Below are 17,105 nucleotides of genomic sequence, written 5' to 3' on the forward strand. Positions count from 1 at the left end.
CGGCGGTCACAGCCCAGGGGAGACGCCCGGTCCCATTCCGAACCCGGAAGCTAAGACCTGGCACGGCGATGGTACTGCACCCGACAGGGTGTGGGAGAGTAGCACGCCGCCGCACCCACACTTCACACGAAGAGCCCACCACCACGGCGGGCTCTTCCCATATCCGCACACTTTTCCCCCGACCACCAACAAACCTTCAGGCTGCTTCCCCGGTCGGGGAGACGCATCTAAGATGTGCAGTATGCATTACTTCACGCCGAAACGTTGCGAGGCGACGAGCAAGATCATGTACCATGATCAGCAGATCGCCTGGCAGGCCGCCGAACAGAGCCGCATCGAACGCGGCGTGGAGCTATGGGTGTACCGCTGCCAGTACTGCGGCCAGTGGCATCTGACACATCGCGATCCGGCGCTGAATCAGGCCGTGGGCCATTTCAAACGCTCGCAGAAACGGTATTCACGAAAGAAAGGGTACAAGCCTCGCCATCGGTGACGCGGCCCGTACCCTCGTCGTTCTCGTTGTGCGCAACGCCGACGTCGCGCACAACGGAGATCAATCAGCGATCCAGCTCGAAGCCCTGCTTCGCCGCATGCTCGAGGCCGCGGCCCAGCACCTCACCGGCGACGGCCTTCTTCGCGATCTGCGCGTCATAGGTCGGTAGCGGCGTATTCGGATCGCGCAGATCGTAGTATTGATGCACTTCCTCGTTGAACTGCGCGATGTTGCGCATGATGAACGCGGGATCGTCATTGTAGCGGTCGTCGAAGAACTGCAGTGCGGCGCCCATGCGCGGCTTGACCTCAGGCTCCTGCGCGGGCTTGCCGATCGCCAGACCCAGCACCGGATAGGTGTACTTCGGCAGATGGAACAGTTCGATGAGCCGCGGGACATCGTTGAGTATCGAGCCGAGGATCACGCAGCCGAGGCCAAGCGCCTCCGCCGCCGTCTCCATCGCGTGCAGCGCGAGGACGGCGTCGTTCTGCGCCTGGGAGAAACGGTAGCTGTTCTTGAGCGTGAACGCGTCGGAATCGACGGCGTCGCCCTGTTCGCGGGCGATGACCATGTTGCGGTACTCGTCGAGGATGAAGACGTAGAGCGCGGGCGCCTGCGCGATGTACGGCTGCTTTGCAATCGCCGCAAGATCGTCCTTGAGGCGCTGGTCGACGACGCGGATTGCCGACCAATCGTTGAGATACTGGCTGGATGCCGCATGCTGCGCGGCGGATTCGATCGTCGCCGTCATCTCAGGCGTCAGCGGCTCGGGACGGAATGCGCGGATCGAACGACGGTTGAGCAGGACATCGATGGTGTCGTTATGCAATAGTTCAGTCATACCGCCATTATCCCAGACCGTCGCATAGGCGCGCGCCGGGCGTACCGACAGCGCAACGGCGCCCCACAGATATGCAATCGCTGACCAAATGCAAAAGACACGGCGCAAGAAGGATCGGCGACGATCGTCGCCGATCCTTCATCGTCTTAGTCGCGTTTGCGCTGCAGCCGCGTGATGATCTTCTGCACGCCCTTCGTCGAGACGTCGGTCAGCAAGGTGCCGAAGGCCGCTGAGGCGGCCGCGAACAGCATGCCCATGATGAGTCCCTGCTGTCTGTCCTGCGCGTCGTCGTCAGGGCTTGGATGGATCTTCGCGACGACCAGGTTCCATACGGAGCTGAACACCTTGCCTCCAATGAGACCAACGGCGGCCGGGAAGGCCATGCGGAAGACCTTGTCGCCGAGCGTATCCGGATCGGTCGTGCGGGCTTCGCGCATGGCCGTGACTTTGTCGTTCACCCGGTTCAGCGTTGCGACCGTCTTGTCCGTCGTCGCGTCGAGATCGGTGCGTTCGCCGGCGACGGCGTTCGTCGCGGCGGTGAGTTTGGCGCCCGTGGACGCCGATTCGTGCTGATGCTTGTCCATACTGCACCAGTGTATGCCATCATCGATCCGAAGCCGTCGTCCCGCGCCGTGCGAACATACCCGCCGCCGCGCACGGTGTGGGCGCACCTTCTTCAGACGGCACGATACAGTGGGCGTATGCAGAATTCAACGATGAATGATCACGCGAAGCGGTACGGCACGCTCGTGCTGCTCCGCCATGGGCAGACACGATGGAGCGAATCCGGTCAATACACCGGTCGCACGAACATCCCCCTCACTGACATCGGCATGCAGCAGGCACGTGACGCCGGCGCGCGTCTGCGCACGCTGTTCCCGGACGGTTTCGCCGATGGCGACGTCTATTGCTCCGATCTGCAGCGTGCGATGACGACGGCGCGCGAAGCAGGATTCGCGTCGCCGACCCTCACCGCCGACCTCGAGGAGTGGGACTACGGCCGCGCCGAGGGACGCACGCGTGCGGAACTCTTCGCCGCACTCGGCGAGGAATGGGATATCTGGTCGCAGGGGCCGACGGCGCTCGCCGAGCATCTCGCCGGCGAACGCGTCGAGGTCTTCCCCGACGGCCAACAGATCACGATCGTCAATGGGCCGGGTGAACGCATCGAGGAGGCGGCGCAACGTGCGCGCCGCGTCATCGATCAGGCGACGCCGGCGCTGGAAGCCGGCCGCGACGTGCTCTGCGTCGCACATGCACACATCCTGCGCATCCTGACGACGCAATGGCTCGGCATGGAGCCGCGATTCGGCCGTCATCTCAAACTCGACACCGCGCACATCTGCGCGCTGTCCGTCTACAAAGGCGATCACGTGATCTGGATGTGGAACGTCTGAGCGGACGGACGGCGCGCAAACGCACGGCGTCGTAACGGCGGCGCGGATTAGATGCGCATCCACACGGCGGCGTCGACCGGCAGCGCATAGCCGTCGAAATCCGTCGAACGCAGCACGATGTCGCCATGCGGCAGGTCGACGGGAGCGGGCCCGAAGTTGACGATGCAGGCGAAGCGGTCGCCGTCGCCGCCGGCAACCGGGCGCGCATACGCGATCACGTCGGACCCGTGAGGATCGAGGACGCCGTCGTCGAGCCACGCGAGCGACAGGTCGCCGGTCGGCGTCAGATGGTCCTGCCGCCAATGCAGCGCACGACGGTAGAGATTGAGCATCGATCCGTCATCGGCGTCCTCCGCATCGGCCGCATAGGCGGCGTACCACAGCGGCTGAGGCAGATGCGGGTCGGCGGGGGCGGACCCGTCGGCCCGCGCCGACGAAAAACCGAAGGAGGCGCCGGTGCCGAACTCGCGATTCCAGTCGGCGGGGCGCGGACGGTCGGCGGCGACCCACGGCAGCGGCACACGGCAGCCGTCGCGGCCCTTCTGCGCGTCGCCATGGTCGGTGTTGAACGCAACCGGATCCTCGAGACGATTCCACGGAATCGTCGCGACTTCCGGCAGCCCCAACTCCTCGCCCTCATATACATAGACGGACCCCGGCAGTCCCAGCTCCATCAGGATCGCCGCGCGCGCCCTGCGGGCGCCGAGCTCGCGGTCCTCGGGATAGGTGGTGCCGGAACGCAGCAGCCAGTCGTTCGCGAGGACATGGTAGCTGTTCATGCGCACCTGCGGCAGTGCGTAGCGGCTCGCATGACGGCAGACATCGTGGTTGCTCATGACCCATGTCGTCGTCGACTTCGCCTCATCGGCGCTCGCGAGCCCCTCGACGATCGCCGTGCGGAACTCGTCGGCGAACCAGTCGGCCTTCGCGAACTCGAAATTGAAGACCTGCCCAAGCTCGTTCTTCGACGCGTACAGATGCTGATGCTCCGGCACAACCCAGGCCTCGCCGACGGCGAAGCGCGGCGGGTCGTATTCGTTGAAGACGGCGTTCCATTCACGGTAGATGTCATGTACCTCGGGGCGGTCCCACAGCGGGTGGCCGCCATCATGCGACTGGTCGCCGCCGACCGTCCAGCGCTCAAGCTCCTTGAGCGGACGGGAATCGAGGTCCTTTGCCAGACCGTGTGCCACGTCGATGCGGAAGCCGTCGACCCCGCGGTCGGACCAGAAGCGCAGCGTGCGCTTGAAGTCGTCGTGCACGTCCTGGTTCTTCCAGTTGAGGTCCGGCTGTTCCTTCGTGAACAGGTGGAGGTACCATTCGCCGCCGCCGACGGGCTCCCATGCGGGGCCGCCGAACAACGACTGCCAGTTGTTCGGCGGCAGCTCGCCATGTTCGCCTTCGCCGCGGCGGAAGATGTAACGGTCGCGCTCAGCGGAGCCGGGCGCGGCGGCGAGGGCGGCCTGGAACCATGGATGCAGATCCGAGGTATGGTTCGGGACGATGTCGACGATCACCTTGAGCCCGGCCTTGTGGGCGGCCTCGAGCATCGCGTCGAAATCGTCGAGCGTGCCCAGGCGCGGATCGACGTCGCGGTAGTCGATGACGTCGTAACCTCCGTCGGCGAGCTCGGATGGGTAGAACGGGGACAGCCAGACGGCGTCCACGCCGAGTTCCTTGAGATAGCCCATCTGCGCGGTGATGCCGGCGATGTCGCCGAGGCCGTCGCCGTTCGCGTCGCGGAAGCTGCGGGGATAGACCTGATAGACGACGGCCTGCTTCCACCAGTCATCGTGGGTGTTGTTGAGGGTCATGACGTTCCTTTCCCGACGGCATGCGACCTGCGCGTATGCCTCGCCATGGATGTTTGCGCGGCGTGCGCGACGATGTTGTCCGGGCACGCATTGCTGCGCGCAATTATATTCCTCGGTGAAGGAATACGCGCGCGGCATGACGGCGGTCGGCCTCGGAAGGTATGGCGCCCGGACCACGCTTCGGGGGCGTCGCGCAGACCGATGCGGGCCGCGCGCGATGATGTGCGGGGCTCTCGCGGGGAGGGGCCGCGCTTTGGTGCGCCGATGCGGCGCAGAGCGCCCCGATATATCGGCTATGAGCGGGGCATACGGGCAGTGCGGACCGGATGGGCGTGTCATTAGCAAACGCTTTCATCAGCGGTGAAACACCGTGAAACAGTGGAAAAGCGGTATTTTTGCGGTTTGGGTCCTGACGAAATCGAAGGGCACGCCGCCATTCGGCGTGCCTACGTTTGCACTTTTTGCATTTATGGTGCACAATGGTCGATGAAAGAAGTTGTCGAGGAAAGAGACTTCTTAACGTGCACCGTGAGGGTGCAGCGCCCGGCAGGGCGTACAGAGAAAGGTTCGAAGATGAATCGTACGATGAAGACAACCGTGGGTCTGCTCGCTGCGGCCGCTATGGTCGTTCCGCTCGCTGCGTGCGGTGGAAACTCCAGCTCCTCCGGAGACGGCAAGGGCAGCGTATACTTCCTGAACTTCAAGCCGGAAGCCGCGGACCAGTGGACCGCGCTCGCCGCGCAGTATGAGAAGGAGAAGGGCGTCAAGGTCAAGGTCCAGACGGCCGCCTCCGGCACCTACGAGCAGCAGCTCAAGTCCGAGCTCGCCAAGAGCGAGGCCCCGACGATCTTCCAGGTCAACGGCCCGGTCGGCTACCAGAGCTGGAAGGGCTATACCGCGGACCTCAAGGACACCGCGATCTACAAGGACATGAACGACCAGAGCCTCGCGCTCACCGACGGTGACAAGATCGTCGGCGTGCCGTACGTCATCGAGTCCTACGGCATCATCTACAACAAGGACATCGTCGCGAAGTACGCCGCGCTTGACGGCGCCGTCATCAAGTCCGCCGATGAGATCAAGGACTTCGACACGCTGAAGAAGGTCGCCGACGACATGCAGAAGCGCAAGGATGACCTCGGCATCGAGGGCGCCTTCACGTCGGCCGGTTTCGATTCCAGCTCCGACTGGCGCTTCAAGACGCATCTGGCGAACATCCCGCTGTACTATCAGTTCGAGAAGGACGACATCACCGCTCCGCCGGCGTCCATCAAGGACATGTACATGGACAACTTCAAGAACATCTTCGACCTGTACATCACCGATTCCACGACCGAGAAGACCCAGCTGAGCTCGAAGACCGGCGATGACGCGAACTCCGAGTTCGCGCTCGGCAAGGCCGCCTTCTACCAGAACGGCACCTGGGCGTGGAGCGATCTGCAGAAGGCCGGCATGGAGGATTCCTCCGTCGGCATGCTCCCGATCTACATCGGCGTCGACGACAAGACCGAGGGCCTCGCGACCGGCTCCGAGAACTACTGGTGCATCAATTCGAAGGCGTCCGAAGCCGACCAGAAGGCCTCGGAGGAGTTCCTCGAGTGGGTCATCACCTCCGATGCCGGCAAGAAGGCGATGAGCGAGGACATGGGCTTCACCACGCCGTTCTCGACCTTCAACGACGTCAAGACCTCGAACCCGCTGATCGCTGATGCGAACGCCAGCATCCAGGACAAGGATCTGACGCAGGTCGCTTGGGACTTCTCGATGATGCCGTCCGAGGAGTACAAGAACGTCCTCGGCCAGGCGATGCTCGCCTACGCACAGGGCACCGGCGACTGGAACGCCGTCGTGGACGCCTTCGTCAACAACTGGGCGACCGAGTATCAGGCGACGCACTGAGTTGATGGGACGGCCGCAGTCCCGCGGCCGTCCCGGTTCATCGGGGGTGATCCTCCGATGAACGCGCCGCATACGACAACTGAACAACGTATAACCGAACAACGTCGCATGGCCGCACTTCTCTGACGTGCGGACGCCCGCACGGGCGGCGGCTTCCGCATGGCGGCCTCGCGACTGCCCCCGACCGTGGTCGGCGATAACTGAATACCGCTTTTCTTTTCTTCCTCTGGATTCTTCTGCGCAAACGTGGGACGTCGCATCGTGCGGCGTCCCACGTTTGCGTTTTGCGGGCATATCCCGCTGTGCTCCGACGATGCGGGGCGCAGCGGGATATGCGCCCTGGGCGGTTGCGTGCGGCGGCCAAGGCGTGTTCGCTGCGGACGGTATCGGCGCGGGAGGGGACGATGGCGCGACGGAAAAGGCCACGATGATGTTCATCGTGGCCTTATGCGCTGGGGGATAGATGCCCCATCACGGACGCGGCGTGGCCGGGCCGGTCGACGAGCGGATGACGAGCCGCGCCGGTTCGGTGACGTACAGCTGCTCGGGCGTCTCGCCGTCGATGAGCGCGAGCGTCATCTCGGCGGCCTTGCGCGCCATGCGCACCGGGTCCTGCGCGATCGTCGTCAGGCCGATGTCGCTGGCGTAGGTGCTGTTGTCGTAGCCGATGACGGAGATGCGCCCGGGCACCGAGAAACCGCCGCGCATCAGCTGGAAGATGAGCGGGATCGCGATGCCGTCCTCCTGGCAGGCGACGGCCGTCGGCATGCGTTCGAGGCTGAGCAGCTGGGTGACGACCTCGGCGATGCGGTTCTCCGATTCCTCGGCGACGATGACGTGCGGCGAGACACCGGCATGGCTGCAGCATTCGATGAACGAGTCGAAGCGTTGCTGCACGCTGAAATGCAGCGAGACGTCGCGGTTGGAGCGCACATAGGCGATGTCGCGGTGGCCGAGGGCGATGAGATGGCGCGCGGCGAGGATCGATCCCTGCTCGTCGTCGATGTTCACCGACGCCGAGAAGCCGCGTTCCTGGGGCAGCACCGAGTTGATGCCGATGATCGGCACATGGATCGAGTTGAGCTGGGCGATCTCCTGGCTGTCGATGTCGAAGGAGACGACGATGACGGCGTCCGCGTTGCGGCGCACCGGCAGCATCTCGAAGAACTCCTTGCGCTCCTCGATGCTCGAGATCTGGAAGATCGACAGGTCGTAGCCCTCGGCATGCAGCACCTGGTTGAGCCCTTCGATGACGGATGCGCTGAACCACAGCCGCAGATGGTCGCTCACGAGCAGCGCGATGCGCAATGCGCGGCCGGTCTTCAGCGCGACCGCCGAGCGGGAGGTCGAGAAATTGAGCTCCTCGGCGATGTGCAGCACCTTCTCGCGGGTGGCCTTCGAAACCAGCTCCGGGCGCGTGAAGGAACGCGACACCGTGGATATCGATACGTTGGCGGCGCGCGCAACGTCCTGGATGCTTGTGCTCATCTCGGCTCCTTCGGCATTGAAGAACGATTCGGTGACGGTGACCGATGTGCAAACGTTTGTGCAAGGTGGATTTCACAAACGTTTGCAGTATATCATGCTCTGGCAAGAACGGCGAACTTCCAGTGATTCATCATCGGAAATCAGCGGATGGGCGCCGCAGGTGGCCTTGTTCGAGACACGCAAAAATGTAAACGTTTGACAGCGCTCTGCTTCGCTGTTATATTGGGCACTGTCATCCGCATGGCCGGAGGCGAGGACGTGCCGGTGCAGCCGGGGCCGCCGAAGGCAAGGGATAGAGCGCATACGCAGGAGTATGCATAGGAAAGAACGAGGAAAGTAGGCATACTATGATCAGTATGGCCGGTAAGGCGATACGCCGTTGGTGGGCGTTATTTGTGCTTCCGACATTCGCCGCATTCATCATCGGCTTCGTGGTGCCGTTCATCTACGGCATCTATCTGAGCTTCTGTGAGTTCACGACGGTCACCGACGCGCAGTTCGTCGGTTTCAAGAACTATGCGAAGGCGTTGCAGGACAAGACCTTCCTGCACGCGCTGCTGTTCTCCACATTGCTCACGATCGTCACGACGATCATCATCAACGTCGTCGCGTTCGCGATCGCATACATGCTGACGAAGTCGATCCGGGGCTCCAACCTGTTCCGCTCGGTCTTCTTCATGCCGAACCTCATCGGCGGCATCATCCTCGGCTACATCTGGATGCTGCTGCTCAACGGCGTGCTCGCCCATTGGTCCAAATCGTTGACCTTCGATCAGAAATACGGCTTCTGGGGCTTGGTAATCCTCGTCTGTTGGCAGCAGATCGGCTACATGATGATCATCTACATTGCGGGCATGCAGTCGCTGCCGACCGACGTGCTCGAGGCTGCGTCGGTGGACGGCGCGAACGGCCGTCAGACGATGTTCAAGATCATCATCCCGCTGATGATGCCGTCGATCACCGTCTGCTCGTTCCTGACCGTCACCAACGGCTTCAAGCTCTTCGACCAGAACCTCGCGCTGACGAACGGCGCTCCGAGCCGCATGTCCGAGGGTCTGGCGCTCAACATCACGAACACGTTCTACGGACGTGTCGGCTTCGAGGGCGTCGGCCAGGCCAAGGCCGTGCTCTTCTTCATCCTGGTGGCGGTCGTCTCGCTGCTGCAGAACAAGCTCACCACGTCCAAGGAGGTCGAGGCATGAACGGCGAAAAGGCTAAGCACAGCGGTCTGTGGACCCTGTTCTTCTCGATGATCTCGATTGCCTGGGTCTTCCCGATCTTCCTGGTCATCATCAACTCCTTCAAGCAGAAGGCGTACATCAGCGACAACGCCTTCTCCTTCCCGGCGGGCGACACCTTCGCCGGATGGGACAACTATGTGCGCGGCATCGAGCAGACGAACTTCTTCGCGAGCTTCGGCTGGACCGTCATCGTGACCGTCGGCTCCGTGGTGCTGATCCTGCTGTGCACGTCGATGTGCGCATGGTGGATCGTGCGCGTTAACAACTGGGTCGCCAAGACGCTGTACATCCTGTTCCTGTTCAACATGATCGTGCCGTTCCAGATGCTGATGTTCACGCTCTCGTGGCTTGCCGACCGTCTCGGCCTGAACACGCCGTGGGGCTTGTGCATCATCTACCTCGGCTTCGGCGCCGGCCTCGCCGTGTTCATCTTCACCGGCGTCGTCAAGGGCATCCCGCAGTCGCTGGAGGAGTCCGCGATGATCGACGGCGCGTCCGTCCCGCGCATCTTCTTCCAGGTCGTCGTGCCGATCATGAAGCCGTCGATCATCTCGGTGGCGATCCTTGAGGCGATGTGGGTCTGGAACGACTACCTGCTGCCGTATCTGACGCTCGACCTGAACAAGTACAAGACGATCTCCGTGTCGATCCAGTACCTCAAGGGCGGCTACGGTTCCGTGGACATGGGCGCGATGATGGCGTGCCTCGTGCTCGCGATCATCCCGATCATCCTCTTCTACATCCTGTGCCAGAAGTACATCGTCAAGGGTGTCATGGCCGGTGCCGTCAAGGGCTGACGTTGAGTCAGCCCTTGGAAAACAGCGCGGTGCGCTGTTTTCAGGTGCCGGCCCGAGCGGCTGTGCCGCGAGGGCGGGTTTGGTCCGGCCGTAGGCCGGTCGATATTCGCGGGGCCGGAGGAGGTGCCGTCAAGGGCTGATCTTCCCAACCATCAATCAACACGAAGGCCGGGTGCCGCGGTTTTCCCTCCGGGGGACGCCGCGGCGCCCGGCCTTCGCCCTATCGGGCGGGCGATGAAATCAGCTGCCCGCACTAAGCTCGGACGGAGCATGCGAGACAGGTAGGAGCGTACATGAACTGGCTTTCCCCGGATTCGAAATTCATGCAGGCGTGGGGCAACTTCACCGACGCGATCATCATCAATCTGCTGATGCTCGTTACGGGCATCCCGATCGTGACGATCGGCGCGGCGTTGTCCGCCGGCCAGACGGCGTCGCGCAAGATGCTCATCGGCCAGGGCCACGTCACACGCAACTACTTCGCCGCGTTCAAGGAGAACTTCGTCCGTGCGACGATCCTGTGGATCGTCTATCTGCTGTTCGGCGCTGCGCTCGTGTACTGCTGGATCGTGCTGCAGATCACGCCGCTGCTCATCCCGAAGATCGCATTGACGATCCTGTGGGTCATCGGTTTCGAGTGGGTGTTCGCGCTGCAGGCGCGCTTCGAGAACCCCCCGACGCGCACGATGGTGAACGCCTACGTCTTCGGCGTCACCTACTTCCCGGCGACGCTCGCGCTCGTCGCGATCGACGCCGTCTACTGCGGCCTTTTCGTCTACCTGTGGTTCAAGCTGCCGCAGATGCTGTTCCTGCTCGCCGTGCTCGGCTACGGCTCGCTGCTGTCGCTGCATGTGCCGATCCAGGAGTATGTGCTGCGCAAATACACCGGGCAACCGTTCTCGACGCATGTGCAGGAGGACACCTGGAGCGTCAAGAAGCATCAGTGAACGGCCGTCTGCGCTCCATACGGGGCGGACAAGACATGAAGGGCCTCCCGTCGTCGGGAGGCCCTTCATGTCTGAACCGTTAGAGAGAGGTCGAAAAAACTAACGGTTCATGATCTGGGACAGCGACATCACGCGCGGCGAGTCGAAGACCTCGTTCGTCGCAACGACGTGGCCTTGGGCGTCGGCGAGCGGAATGCGCCAATTGGGATATTCGGTCGAAGTGCCGGGCTGGTTCTGCGTGCGCATCTCGCCGACGCCGTCGACGAGCGCCGCTTGCATCAGCAACGCGGGGGAGTCCTTGAGCATCGCATGCATCGCCTCGACGATCTGCTGCAGATGGCCGGGGACGTCGTCGGCCGCCTGCTGCGGCAGCCAGCCGCCGGTCACGAGCAGCTTGAGCATCTCATGCTGCTCGGCCTCGGCCGACTTCATGAACGCCTCGACCGGTTCGCTGAGCAGGTGCAGCCGTTCGCGCAGCTTGACGTGCTCATACGTCAGATATCCGGCCGTCGGCGGCAGGTCGTGCGTCGTGACCGAAGCGAGCGAATACTCGCGGTAGGTGTCCGGCATCGCATACGGGTCGCCGGCGTTCGGCGAATCGTCGACGCGTGCGAACCACTCGACGGTCGTGCCGAGGACGCCATGCTCGGCGAGGATGCGGGACGCATAGGCCGGAACGGTGCCGAGGTCCTCGCCGATGACCATGCCGTCGACGCGCGACGCCTCGATCGTGAGGATCGCGAGCATCGCCTCGTAGTTGTAGCGCACATAGGCGCCGCCGCGAGGCCCCTTGCCCTGCGGGATCCACCACAGACGGAACATGCCGAGGACGTGGTCGATGCGGATCGCGCCGGCGTGTGCGAACATCGTATGCACCATGTCGCGGTAGACGTTGTAGCCGTCCGATTCCATGAAGTTCGGGTCGAAGGGGGGCTGGCCCCAGTCCTGGCCCTGCTGGTTGTAGAAGTCCGGCGGGCAGCCGACGGTCACGGTGCCGACGGCGAAGCGCTCCGGGCTCCACCACACATCGGAGCCGTAGGTGTGCACGCCGACGGCCATGTCCTGCATCAGGCCGAGCGCCATGCCGGCGTCCTTCGCCGAGCGCTGCGCCGCCTCGACCTGCTCCGCGGCGATCCACTGCAGCCAGCACGCGAAGTCGTAAAGATCGCCGTAGTCGTTCTCGAGCTGCGCGATCTGCGGGCTGCGGCGGTCGTACTTCGTGAACCAATCGTTCTCGGCATCCCACGGCGCGCCCCACACCTGGAACGCGACCGACCACAGCGCGAAGGCGCGCAGGTCCTCGCCGGCCTGGCGGCGGAACTCGTCGAAGGCCGCCTGGCGCTCGGTCGAGCGCTCCTGCTTGAAGACGATGTGCAGCGCCTCGCGCTTCGCGTCCCACGCCGCATTGATGTCCATCGGGTTCGGGTCGGTGTTCGCCGCCGCGACGCGCGCATGCAACGCCTCGACCTTGTTGAAGTCCTCGCCTTCGAGGTGCCGGTATTCGGGGATGTCCTGAGGGCGGATGTAGGTGACGTTGAGGAATCGGCGGGACTCCGGCAGGTAGGGCGACGGCTCGAGCGGAGTGACCGGCGCCGTCGCATGGATCGGGTTGATGAGCATGAAGTCGGCGTGCGACTTCCTCGCCGCGTCGGTCGCGAGCTCCCTCAGGTCGCCGTAATCGCCGACGCCCCACGAATCGGCCGACCGCACCGAGTACATCTGTGCCATCCAACCCCAGCGGTGGCGATCCTGCACGGCCTGCGGCACCGGGATGCGCGCCGGCGCGCAGATCACATGGGCCGTCGTGCGGCGCTCGCCGTCCTCGACGGTGAGCGTGTGGTAGCCGACCGGCAATGCATCGGTCAGCGTCAGTGCGTAGACGGTCACGTCGCCGTCCGGCGCAGCCTCGGCGTCCTTGCGCTCGACGGTGAAGAAGTCGCCGTCGGCGCGCTCGCCCTCCTCAAGCATCAACGTGACGGTCGGCGCGCCGTGCAGCGTATGCAGCTCGACCGGTGTGTCGGTGCCGATGAACTTGACGACGGTCGGCGGCGCGAGGCACGTGGCCTCCTCGTCCAGGCGCAGCCTGAGCGCCTCATCGACGCGTTCGTCGCTCGATGCGTCGACGCCGAGCGCCTTGAGTACGGTGACGAGGACGTCGTCGTCGATTTCGACGTAGGTGCCGAGCTGATCGATATACGACGTGGAGATGCCCCACATGTTCGCCAATCGGATGAGGGGACGTGCGAGGCGCTCGGCGCTTTCCTCGCGCTGCTGCATGGTCTGTTCCGGCATCGTTGCTCCTTGTTTTCTCCGCGGGGCGACGAGATCCGTCCGCGTCGCGCGCGGCGGCCTCATGCTCCCTGTGCTTTCCTCGGCTGCTGATGGTGGTCGCGGAACGTCATACTTCGTTGGTGACGAACCATCGCCTGCAGTCGAGTATAGCGCATGTTGAAAGCGTTTGCAAACACGGCGATTTGGCTTTATAGAGCCGAAGTTTGATGATATAGGCGTAAGAGTGCGTCGATTCTTCTCGGATATGTACGCCTACGTTTGCAGGCCGGTATCGGCGGAAGGGGAATGCGGCGACGGGACGCCGACGTCGGTTTGCGTCCCACTCCGTCGCAAGGGGCGACGAACCGGGACGCAAACCGCTCCGATGCCGTCCCATTTCGTCGAGGTGGTGGATAGGTCGGGACGGAGCGTCCCGGTTCGTCGGCCACCTCCGACGAAGCCACTCGGAAACCGGTCGGTTTGCGTCCTGCTCCGTCGAGGTGGTCGATGAAGCCACCCGGAGCCCGGTCGGTTTGCGTCCCGTTTCGTCGGTGGGACCGACGAAACGGGACGCGGGCGGCCGGAGGAACAAGTGTCCAGGGCGGGGCAGGGATGTGCTGGGCGGCCCCGGCGGCTACTGCAGCACGGCGAAGGACTGCGCCGGCAGCGTCAGCGTCGTGTAGTCGAGCGTCGGATCGCCGTAGGACAGCGTCACGGTGCGCGCCTCGCTGCCTTCGCCGGCCGGCAGCTCGATTGTCTCGGTCCCGCGGCCGGGGTTGACGGCGACGACGGCGCTGACGCCGTCCTTCGTACGCTTGAAGACGAAGGAACGCCGCTCGTCGGAGGCGAACAGCACGCTGAAGTCGGCATCGGCGCGGAAGGCCGGCGAGTCGGCTCGCAACGCGAGCGTGTCATGGACGGCCGTCCACAGCGAATCGTCGGCGTCAATCTGGTCGGCGACGGTCGGGGCGTCCGCGGATTCGTCGATCGGCAGGTACAGCGCGTCGGCGCTCGCGCCGGAGAAGCCGTCGTTCGTCGAACGGTCCCACTGCATCGGCGTGCGGCTGCCGGTGCGCGTGTATCCGCCCTCCTTCGTGGGCAGGTCGCGGTAGCGCATGCCGATCTCGTCGCCGTAGTAGATGAACGGGGCGCCCGGCATCAGCAGCATCGTCGCGTAGGCGAGGCGGATCTCCCGCGGCGACAGGCGCGGGGCGACGCGCGCCGTGTCGTGGTTGCAGGTGATGAGATCGAAATAGCCGCCGCGCTCGCGCGCCTGCTTCAGGCGCGGCTCGTATTCGTCGAGGAAGGCGCGGATGCCGACGCCGCTGTCCGCATTGAAGTAGCTCTTGTCGCCGTCATGCAGCATCGGCGTGTCGGTGTTGCGCAGCAGCATGTTGTAGCCGTTCGGCTCGCCGTCCCAGCGCCAGTCGAGGTAGAAGTCCATGTCGAAGCCGGCGTCGATCGCCTCGTCCGGCCGCCCCCATTCGGAGACGAAGGCCGCGTCGGGGAACTCCTCGCGGATCTGCCCGAACATGTACCGCCAGGTCGCGATCGTGGCCGGCTTGCCGTCTTCGTCGCGCTTGACGAGGCTGTCGGCCATGTCGACGCGGAAGCCGTCGGCGCCGCGCGACAGCCAGAAGCGCATGACGTCGAGCATCGCGCCGCAGGTGTCGAGCGCCGCGTCGCCGAGCGCCGGCTGCTGCCAGGGCTTCGTCGGATGCGCAAAACCGTAGTTGAGCGCGGGCTGGAACGCGAAGAAGTTCGTGACCGCGGCTCCGTCGCGCGGATAGACGCCGCCGATGAACGGCAGGCCGTCGCCGCCGGTGATCCACGAGTCGGTCCAGATATAGCGGTCGGTGTACAGGTTTTGCCGTTCTTCGCCGCTGGCGATAAACCACGGGTGATCGTCGCTTGTGTGGCCGGGAACGAGATCGAGCAGGACGTGCATGCCGCGGGCGTGCGCCGCGGCGAACAGATCGACGAGGTCGTCGTTGGTTCCGTAGCGTTCCGCGACCCTCGTATAGTCGGTGACATCGTATCCAGCATCACGGAAGGGCGAAGCGAAGCAGGGGTTGATCCACAAGGCGTTGCAGCCCAATGACCGAATGTAGTCGAGACGCTCGGTGATGCCCGGGATGTCGCCGATGCCGTCGTTGTTGGAATCGTTGAAGCTCTGCGGGTAAACCTCGTAGAAGACGGCCTGTTGCAGCCATGAAACAGGTGTGTTCATTGAGTTGGTCATATCGCTCCTTGCCTGTGGGGTAACGCTCACGGCGTTTCCGTGAAAACGACACTCACGATGCGGACAGTTTTGACAACGTTTGCAGGTGTGGTATACAGTATAGACCACTGAAGCGTTACGCAGCGCTCCGCTGGATACCAACGGCGGAGGCCGCTACGGCGTCGGGTCCGCGCGGAGTCGATCCGCGAGGCTTCCGCATGCGTGATGTTGAGGAAAACAAATGCAATTGCATTGATTGATGGAAAGGAAAGGTCAATGATGATCAATTGGAAGAAGGCAATCGGTCTGACCGCGGCTGTCGCGATGCTCGTCCCGATGGCGGCTTGCGGCGGCAACGATTCGAACGCGAACGGCAACGCCAGCGCTTCGAACTCGAACGAGAAGCAGACCGCGACGCTCACCGTGTGGGCGCCGTCGGAGGACGCCGACTGGATGAAGACCATGCAGGAGGAGTTCGAGAAGGCCCACACCAACTATGACATCACCTGGAAGAACGCGACCGTCTCCGAAGGCGACGCCGCCAAGACCGTGCAGACGGATCCGTCCGCCGCGGCCGACGTCTACATGTTCGCGAACGACCAGCTCGGCACGCTCATCAAGCTCAACGCCATCGGCGAAGTGAGCGACACCGTCGCCCAGCAGGTCAAGGACCAGAACTCCGAGACGATGATCCAGTCGGTCACCGGTGCCGACGGCAAGATCTACGGCGTGCCGTACACCTCGAACACGTACTTCATGTACTACAACAAGGACAAGTTCTCGGCCGATGACGTCAAGAACCTGAACACGATGCTCGAGAAGGGCAAGGTCTCCTACCCGCTGACGAACTCCTGGTACATCCCGGCGTTCTACCTCGGCGCCGGCATGCAGATGTTCGGCGACAACGGCCAGGACGGCGCCGCCGGCATCGACTTCGGCTCCAACGCCGATGCCGTGACCAAGTACCTCGTCGACATGGTCGCCAACCCGAACTTCGTCCTCGATGACGGCACCAACGGCGTCTCGAACCTCGTCGACGGCACGACCGACGCGATGTTCTCCGGCTCCTGGTCGGCCGCCGACGTCAAGAAGGGCCTCGGCGACAAGTACGGCGCCGTCGAGATGCCGTCCTTCACTGTCGATGGCAAGGACTACCAGATGAAGTCCTTCGCCGGCTCGAAGGCCGTCGCCTTCAACCCGTCCTCGAAGAACCCGCAGGTCGCCTCCGAGTTCGCCGCCTTCCTCGGCTCCGCCGACGCCCAGAAGAAGCACTGGGAGATGCGCGAGATCGTTCCGTCCGACAAGACGCTGACCGACCTCGATGGCATGAAGGACGCCCCGTACGTCCAGGCCCAGATCGACACGGTCGACAAGACCTCCGTGCTGCAGCCGACGATCGCCGCGATGAACGGCTGGTGGACCCCGGCCGAGAACTTCGGCAAGGCCATCTACAACAAGGACGTCACTGCTGACAACTACAAGGAGCAGACGACGACCTGGATGGACACCGAGAACAAGGAAGTCAAGGCTCAGGCGACTGAGGAGTGATTTCGCGGGGCCGCGAGGCCCCGTCCCGCCCGCGCAGGCCGGCGGGAATATCGGCAGATAATCGAAAACAGTGTGCGGAAGGCCTCGGATCCTGAGCTTTCCGCACACCTCATGTTCAGGGTCCACCAGGCGGCGTCGCCTGAGGGCG

Annotated in this window: 13 protein-coding genes and 1 rRNA gene; 8 read left to right on the top strand and 6 right to left on the bottom strand. The window is 63.7% G+C overall.

The features are described 5' to 3' along the window. Positions 1-115: ribosomal RNA gene (rrf, locus tag D2E22_RS07275) — 5S ribosomal RNA — on the top strand; the annotation flags it as partial. Positions 116-241: 126 nt separating this feature from the next. Continuing rightward, positions 242-493, top strand: a complete 252-nt coding sequence (locus tag D2E22_RS07280; protein ID WP_126032518.1) for a hypothetical protein — start codon at positions 242-244, stop codon at positions 491-493. Between the two features lie 64 nt (positions 494-557). On the opposite strand, the gene D2E22_RS07285 is transcribed toward D2E22_RS07280, so the two are convergent. Beyond that, the gene (locus D2E22_RS07285; protein ID WP_126032445.1) at positions 558-1,334 is read right to left on the bottom strand and encodes a nitroreductase family protein; all 777 of its coding nucleotides are present in this window, start codon (positions 1,332-1,334) and stop codon (positions 558-560) included. A gap of 146 nt (positions 1,335-1,480) precedes the next feature. After that, positions 1,481-1,918 (bottom strand): DUF4235 domain-containing protein, encoded by a 438-nt coding sequence (locus D2E22_RS07290; protein ID WP_126032446.1) that lies wholly within the window; start codon positions 1,916-1,918, stop codon positions 1,481-1,483. 117 nt (positions 1,919-2,035) lie between these two features. On the opposite strand from D2E22_RS07290, the gene D2E22_RS07295 reads away from it, so the two are divergent. Beyond that, the gene (locus D2E22_RS07295; RefSeq protein ID WP_206431395.1) at positions 2,036-2,731 is read left to right on the top strand and encodes a histidine phosphatase family protein; all 696 of its coding nucleotides are present in this window, start codon (positions 2,036-2,038) and stop codon (positions 2,729-2,731) included. 47 nt (positions 2,732-2,778) lie between these two features. Here the strand turns inward: D2E22_RS07295 and D2E22_RS07300 are convergent, their stop codons facing one another. Then, a complete protein-coding gene (locus D2E22_RS07300) occupies positions 2,779-4,545 on the bottom strand; it encodes a glycoside hydrolase family 13 protein (RefSeq protein WP_126032447.1) in 1,767 nt (588 codons plus the stop codon). A gap of 573 nt (positions 4,546-5,118) precedes the next feature. Between D2E22_RS07300 and D2E22_RS07305 the strand changes: the two genes are divergently transcribed. Then, positions 5,119-6,444, top strand: coding sequence for an ABC transporter substrate-binding protein (locus D2E22_RS07305; RefSeq protein WP_126032448.1), 1,326 nt, complete (start codon positions 5,119-5,121; stop codon positions 6,442-6,444). A gap of 471 nt (positions 6,445-6,915) precedes the next feature. On the opposite strand, the gene D2E22_RS07310 is transcribed toward D2E22_RS07305, so the two are convergent. Beyond that, positions 6,916-7,932, bottom strand: a complete 1,017-nt coding sequence (locus D2E22_RS07310; protein WP_126032449.1) for a LacI family DNA-binding transcriptional regulator — start codon at positions 7,930-7,932, stop codon at positions 6,916-6,918. Positions 7,933-8,279: 347 nt separating this feature from the next. Between D2E22_RS07310 and D2E22_RS07315 the strand changes: the two genes are divergently transcribed. The 3 genes from D2E22_RS07315 to D2E22_RS07325 all read left to right on the top strand — a co-directional run bounded on the left by D2E22_RS07315 (position 8,280) and on the right by D2E22_RS07325 (position 10,917). Further along, positions 8,280-9,134: a carbohydrate ABC transporter permease gene (locus D2E22_RS07315; RefSeq protein WP_126032450.1), complete on the top strand. Its 855-nt coding sequence runs from the start codon at positions 8,280-8,282 to the stop codon at positions 9,132-9,134. Then, positions 9,131-9,970 (top strand): carbohydrate ABC transporter permease, encoded by an 840-nt coding sequence (locus D2E22_RS07320; protein WP_126032451.1) that lies wholly within the window; start codon positions 9,131-9,133, stop codon positions 9,968-9,970. Before D2E22_RS07315 ends, D2E22_RS07320 begins: the two co-directional genes overlap by 4 nt. 293 nt (positions 9,971-10,263) lie before the next feature. Further along, positions 10,264-10,917 carry a YesL family protein gene (locus D2E22_RS07325; protein WP_126032452.1) on the top strand — a complete coding sequence of 218 codons (654 nt, stop codon included), beginning with the start codon at positions 10,264-10,266 and terminating at the stop codon, positions 10,915-10,917. A gap of 99 nt (positions 10,918-11,016) precedes the next feature. On the opposite strand, the gene malQ is transcribed toward D2E22_RS07325, so the two are convergent. Both malQ and D2E22_RS07335 read right to left on the bottom strand, forming a co-directional pair. Beyond that, positions 11,017-13,209, bottom strand: coding sequence for a 4-alpha-glucanotransferase (gene malQ / locus D2E22_RS07330; RefSeq protein WP_126032453.1), 2,193 nt, complete (start codon positions 13,207-13,209; stop codon positions 11,017-11,019). 613 nt (positions 13,210-13,822) lie between these two features. Beyond that, positions 13,823-15,430: an alpha-amylase family glycosyl hydrolase gene (locus D2E22_RS07335; RefSeq protein WP_126032454.1), complete on the bottom strand. Its 1,608-nt coding sequence runs from the start codon at positions 15,428-15,430 to the stop codon at positions 13,823-13,825. A gap of 255 nt (positions 15,431-15,685) precedes the next feature. Between D2E22_RS07335 and D2E22_RS07340 the strand changes: the two genes are divergently transcribed. Next, a complete protein-coding gene (locus D2E22_RS07340; RefSeq protein ID WP_126032455.1) occupies positions 15,686-16,957 on the top strand; it encodes an extracellular solute-binding protein in 1,272 nt (423 codons plus the stop codon). Positions 16,958-17,105 lie beyond the last annotated feature (148 nt).

Origin of the sequence: Bifidobacterium castoris (assembly GCF_003952025.1) — a bacterium.
GTDB classification, from domain to species: Bacteria; Actinomycetota; Actinomycetes; order Actinomycetales; family Bifidobacteriaceae; genus Bifidobacterium; species Bifidobacterium castoris.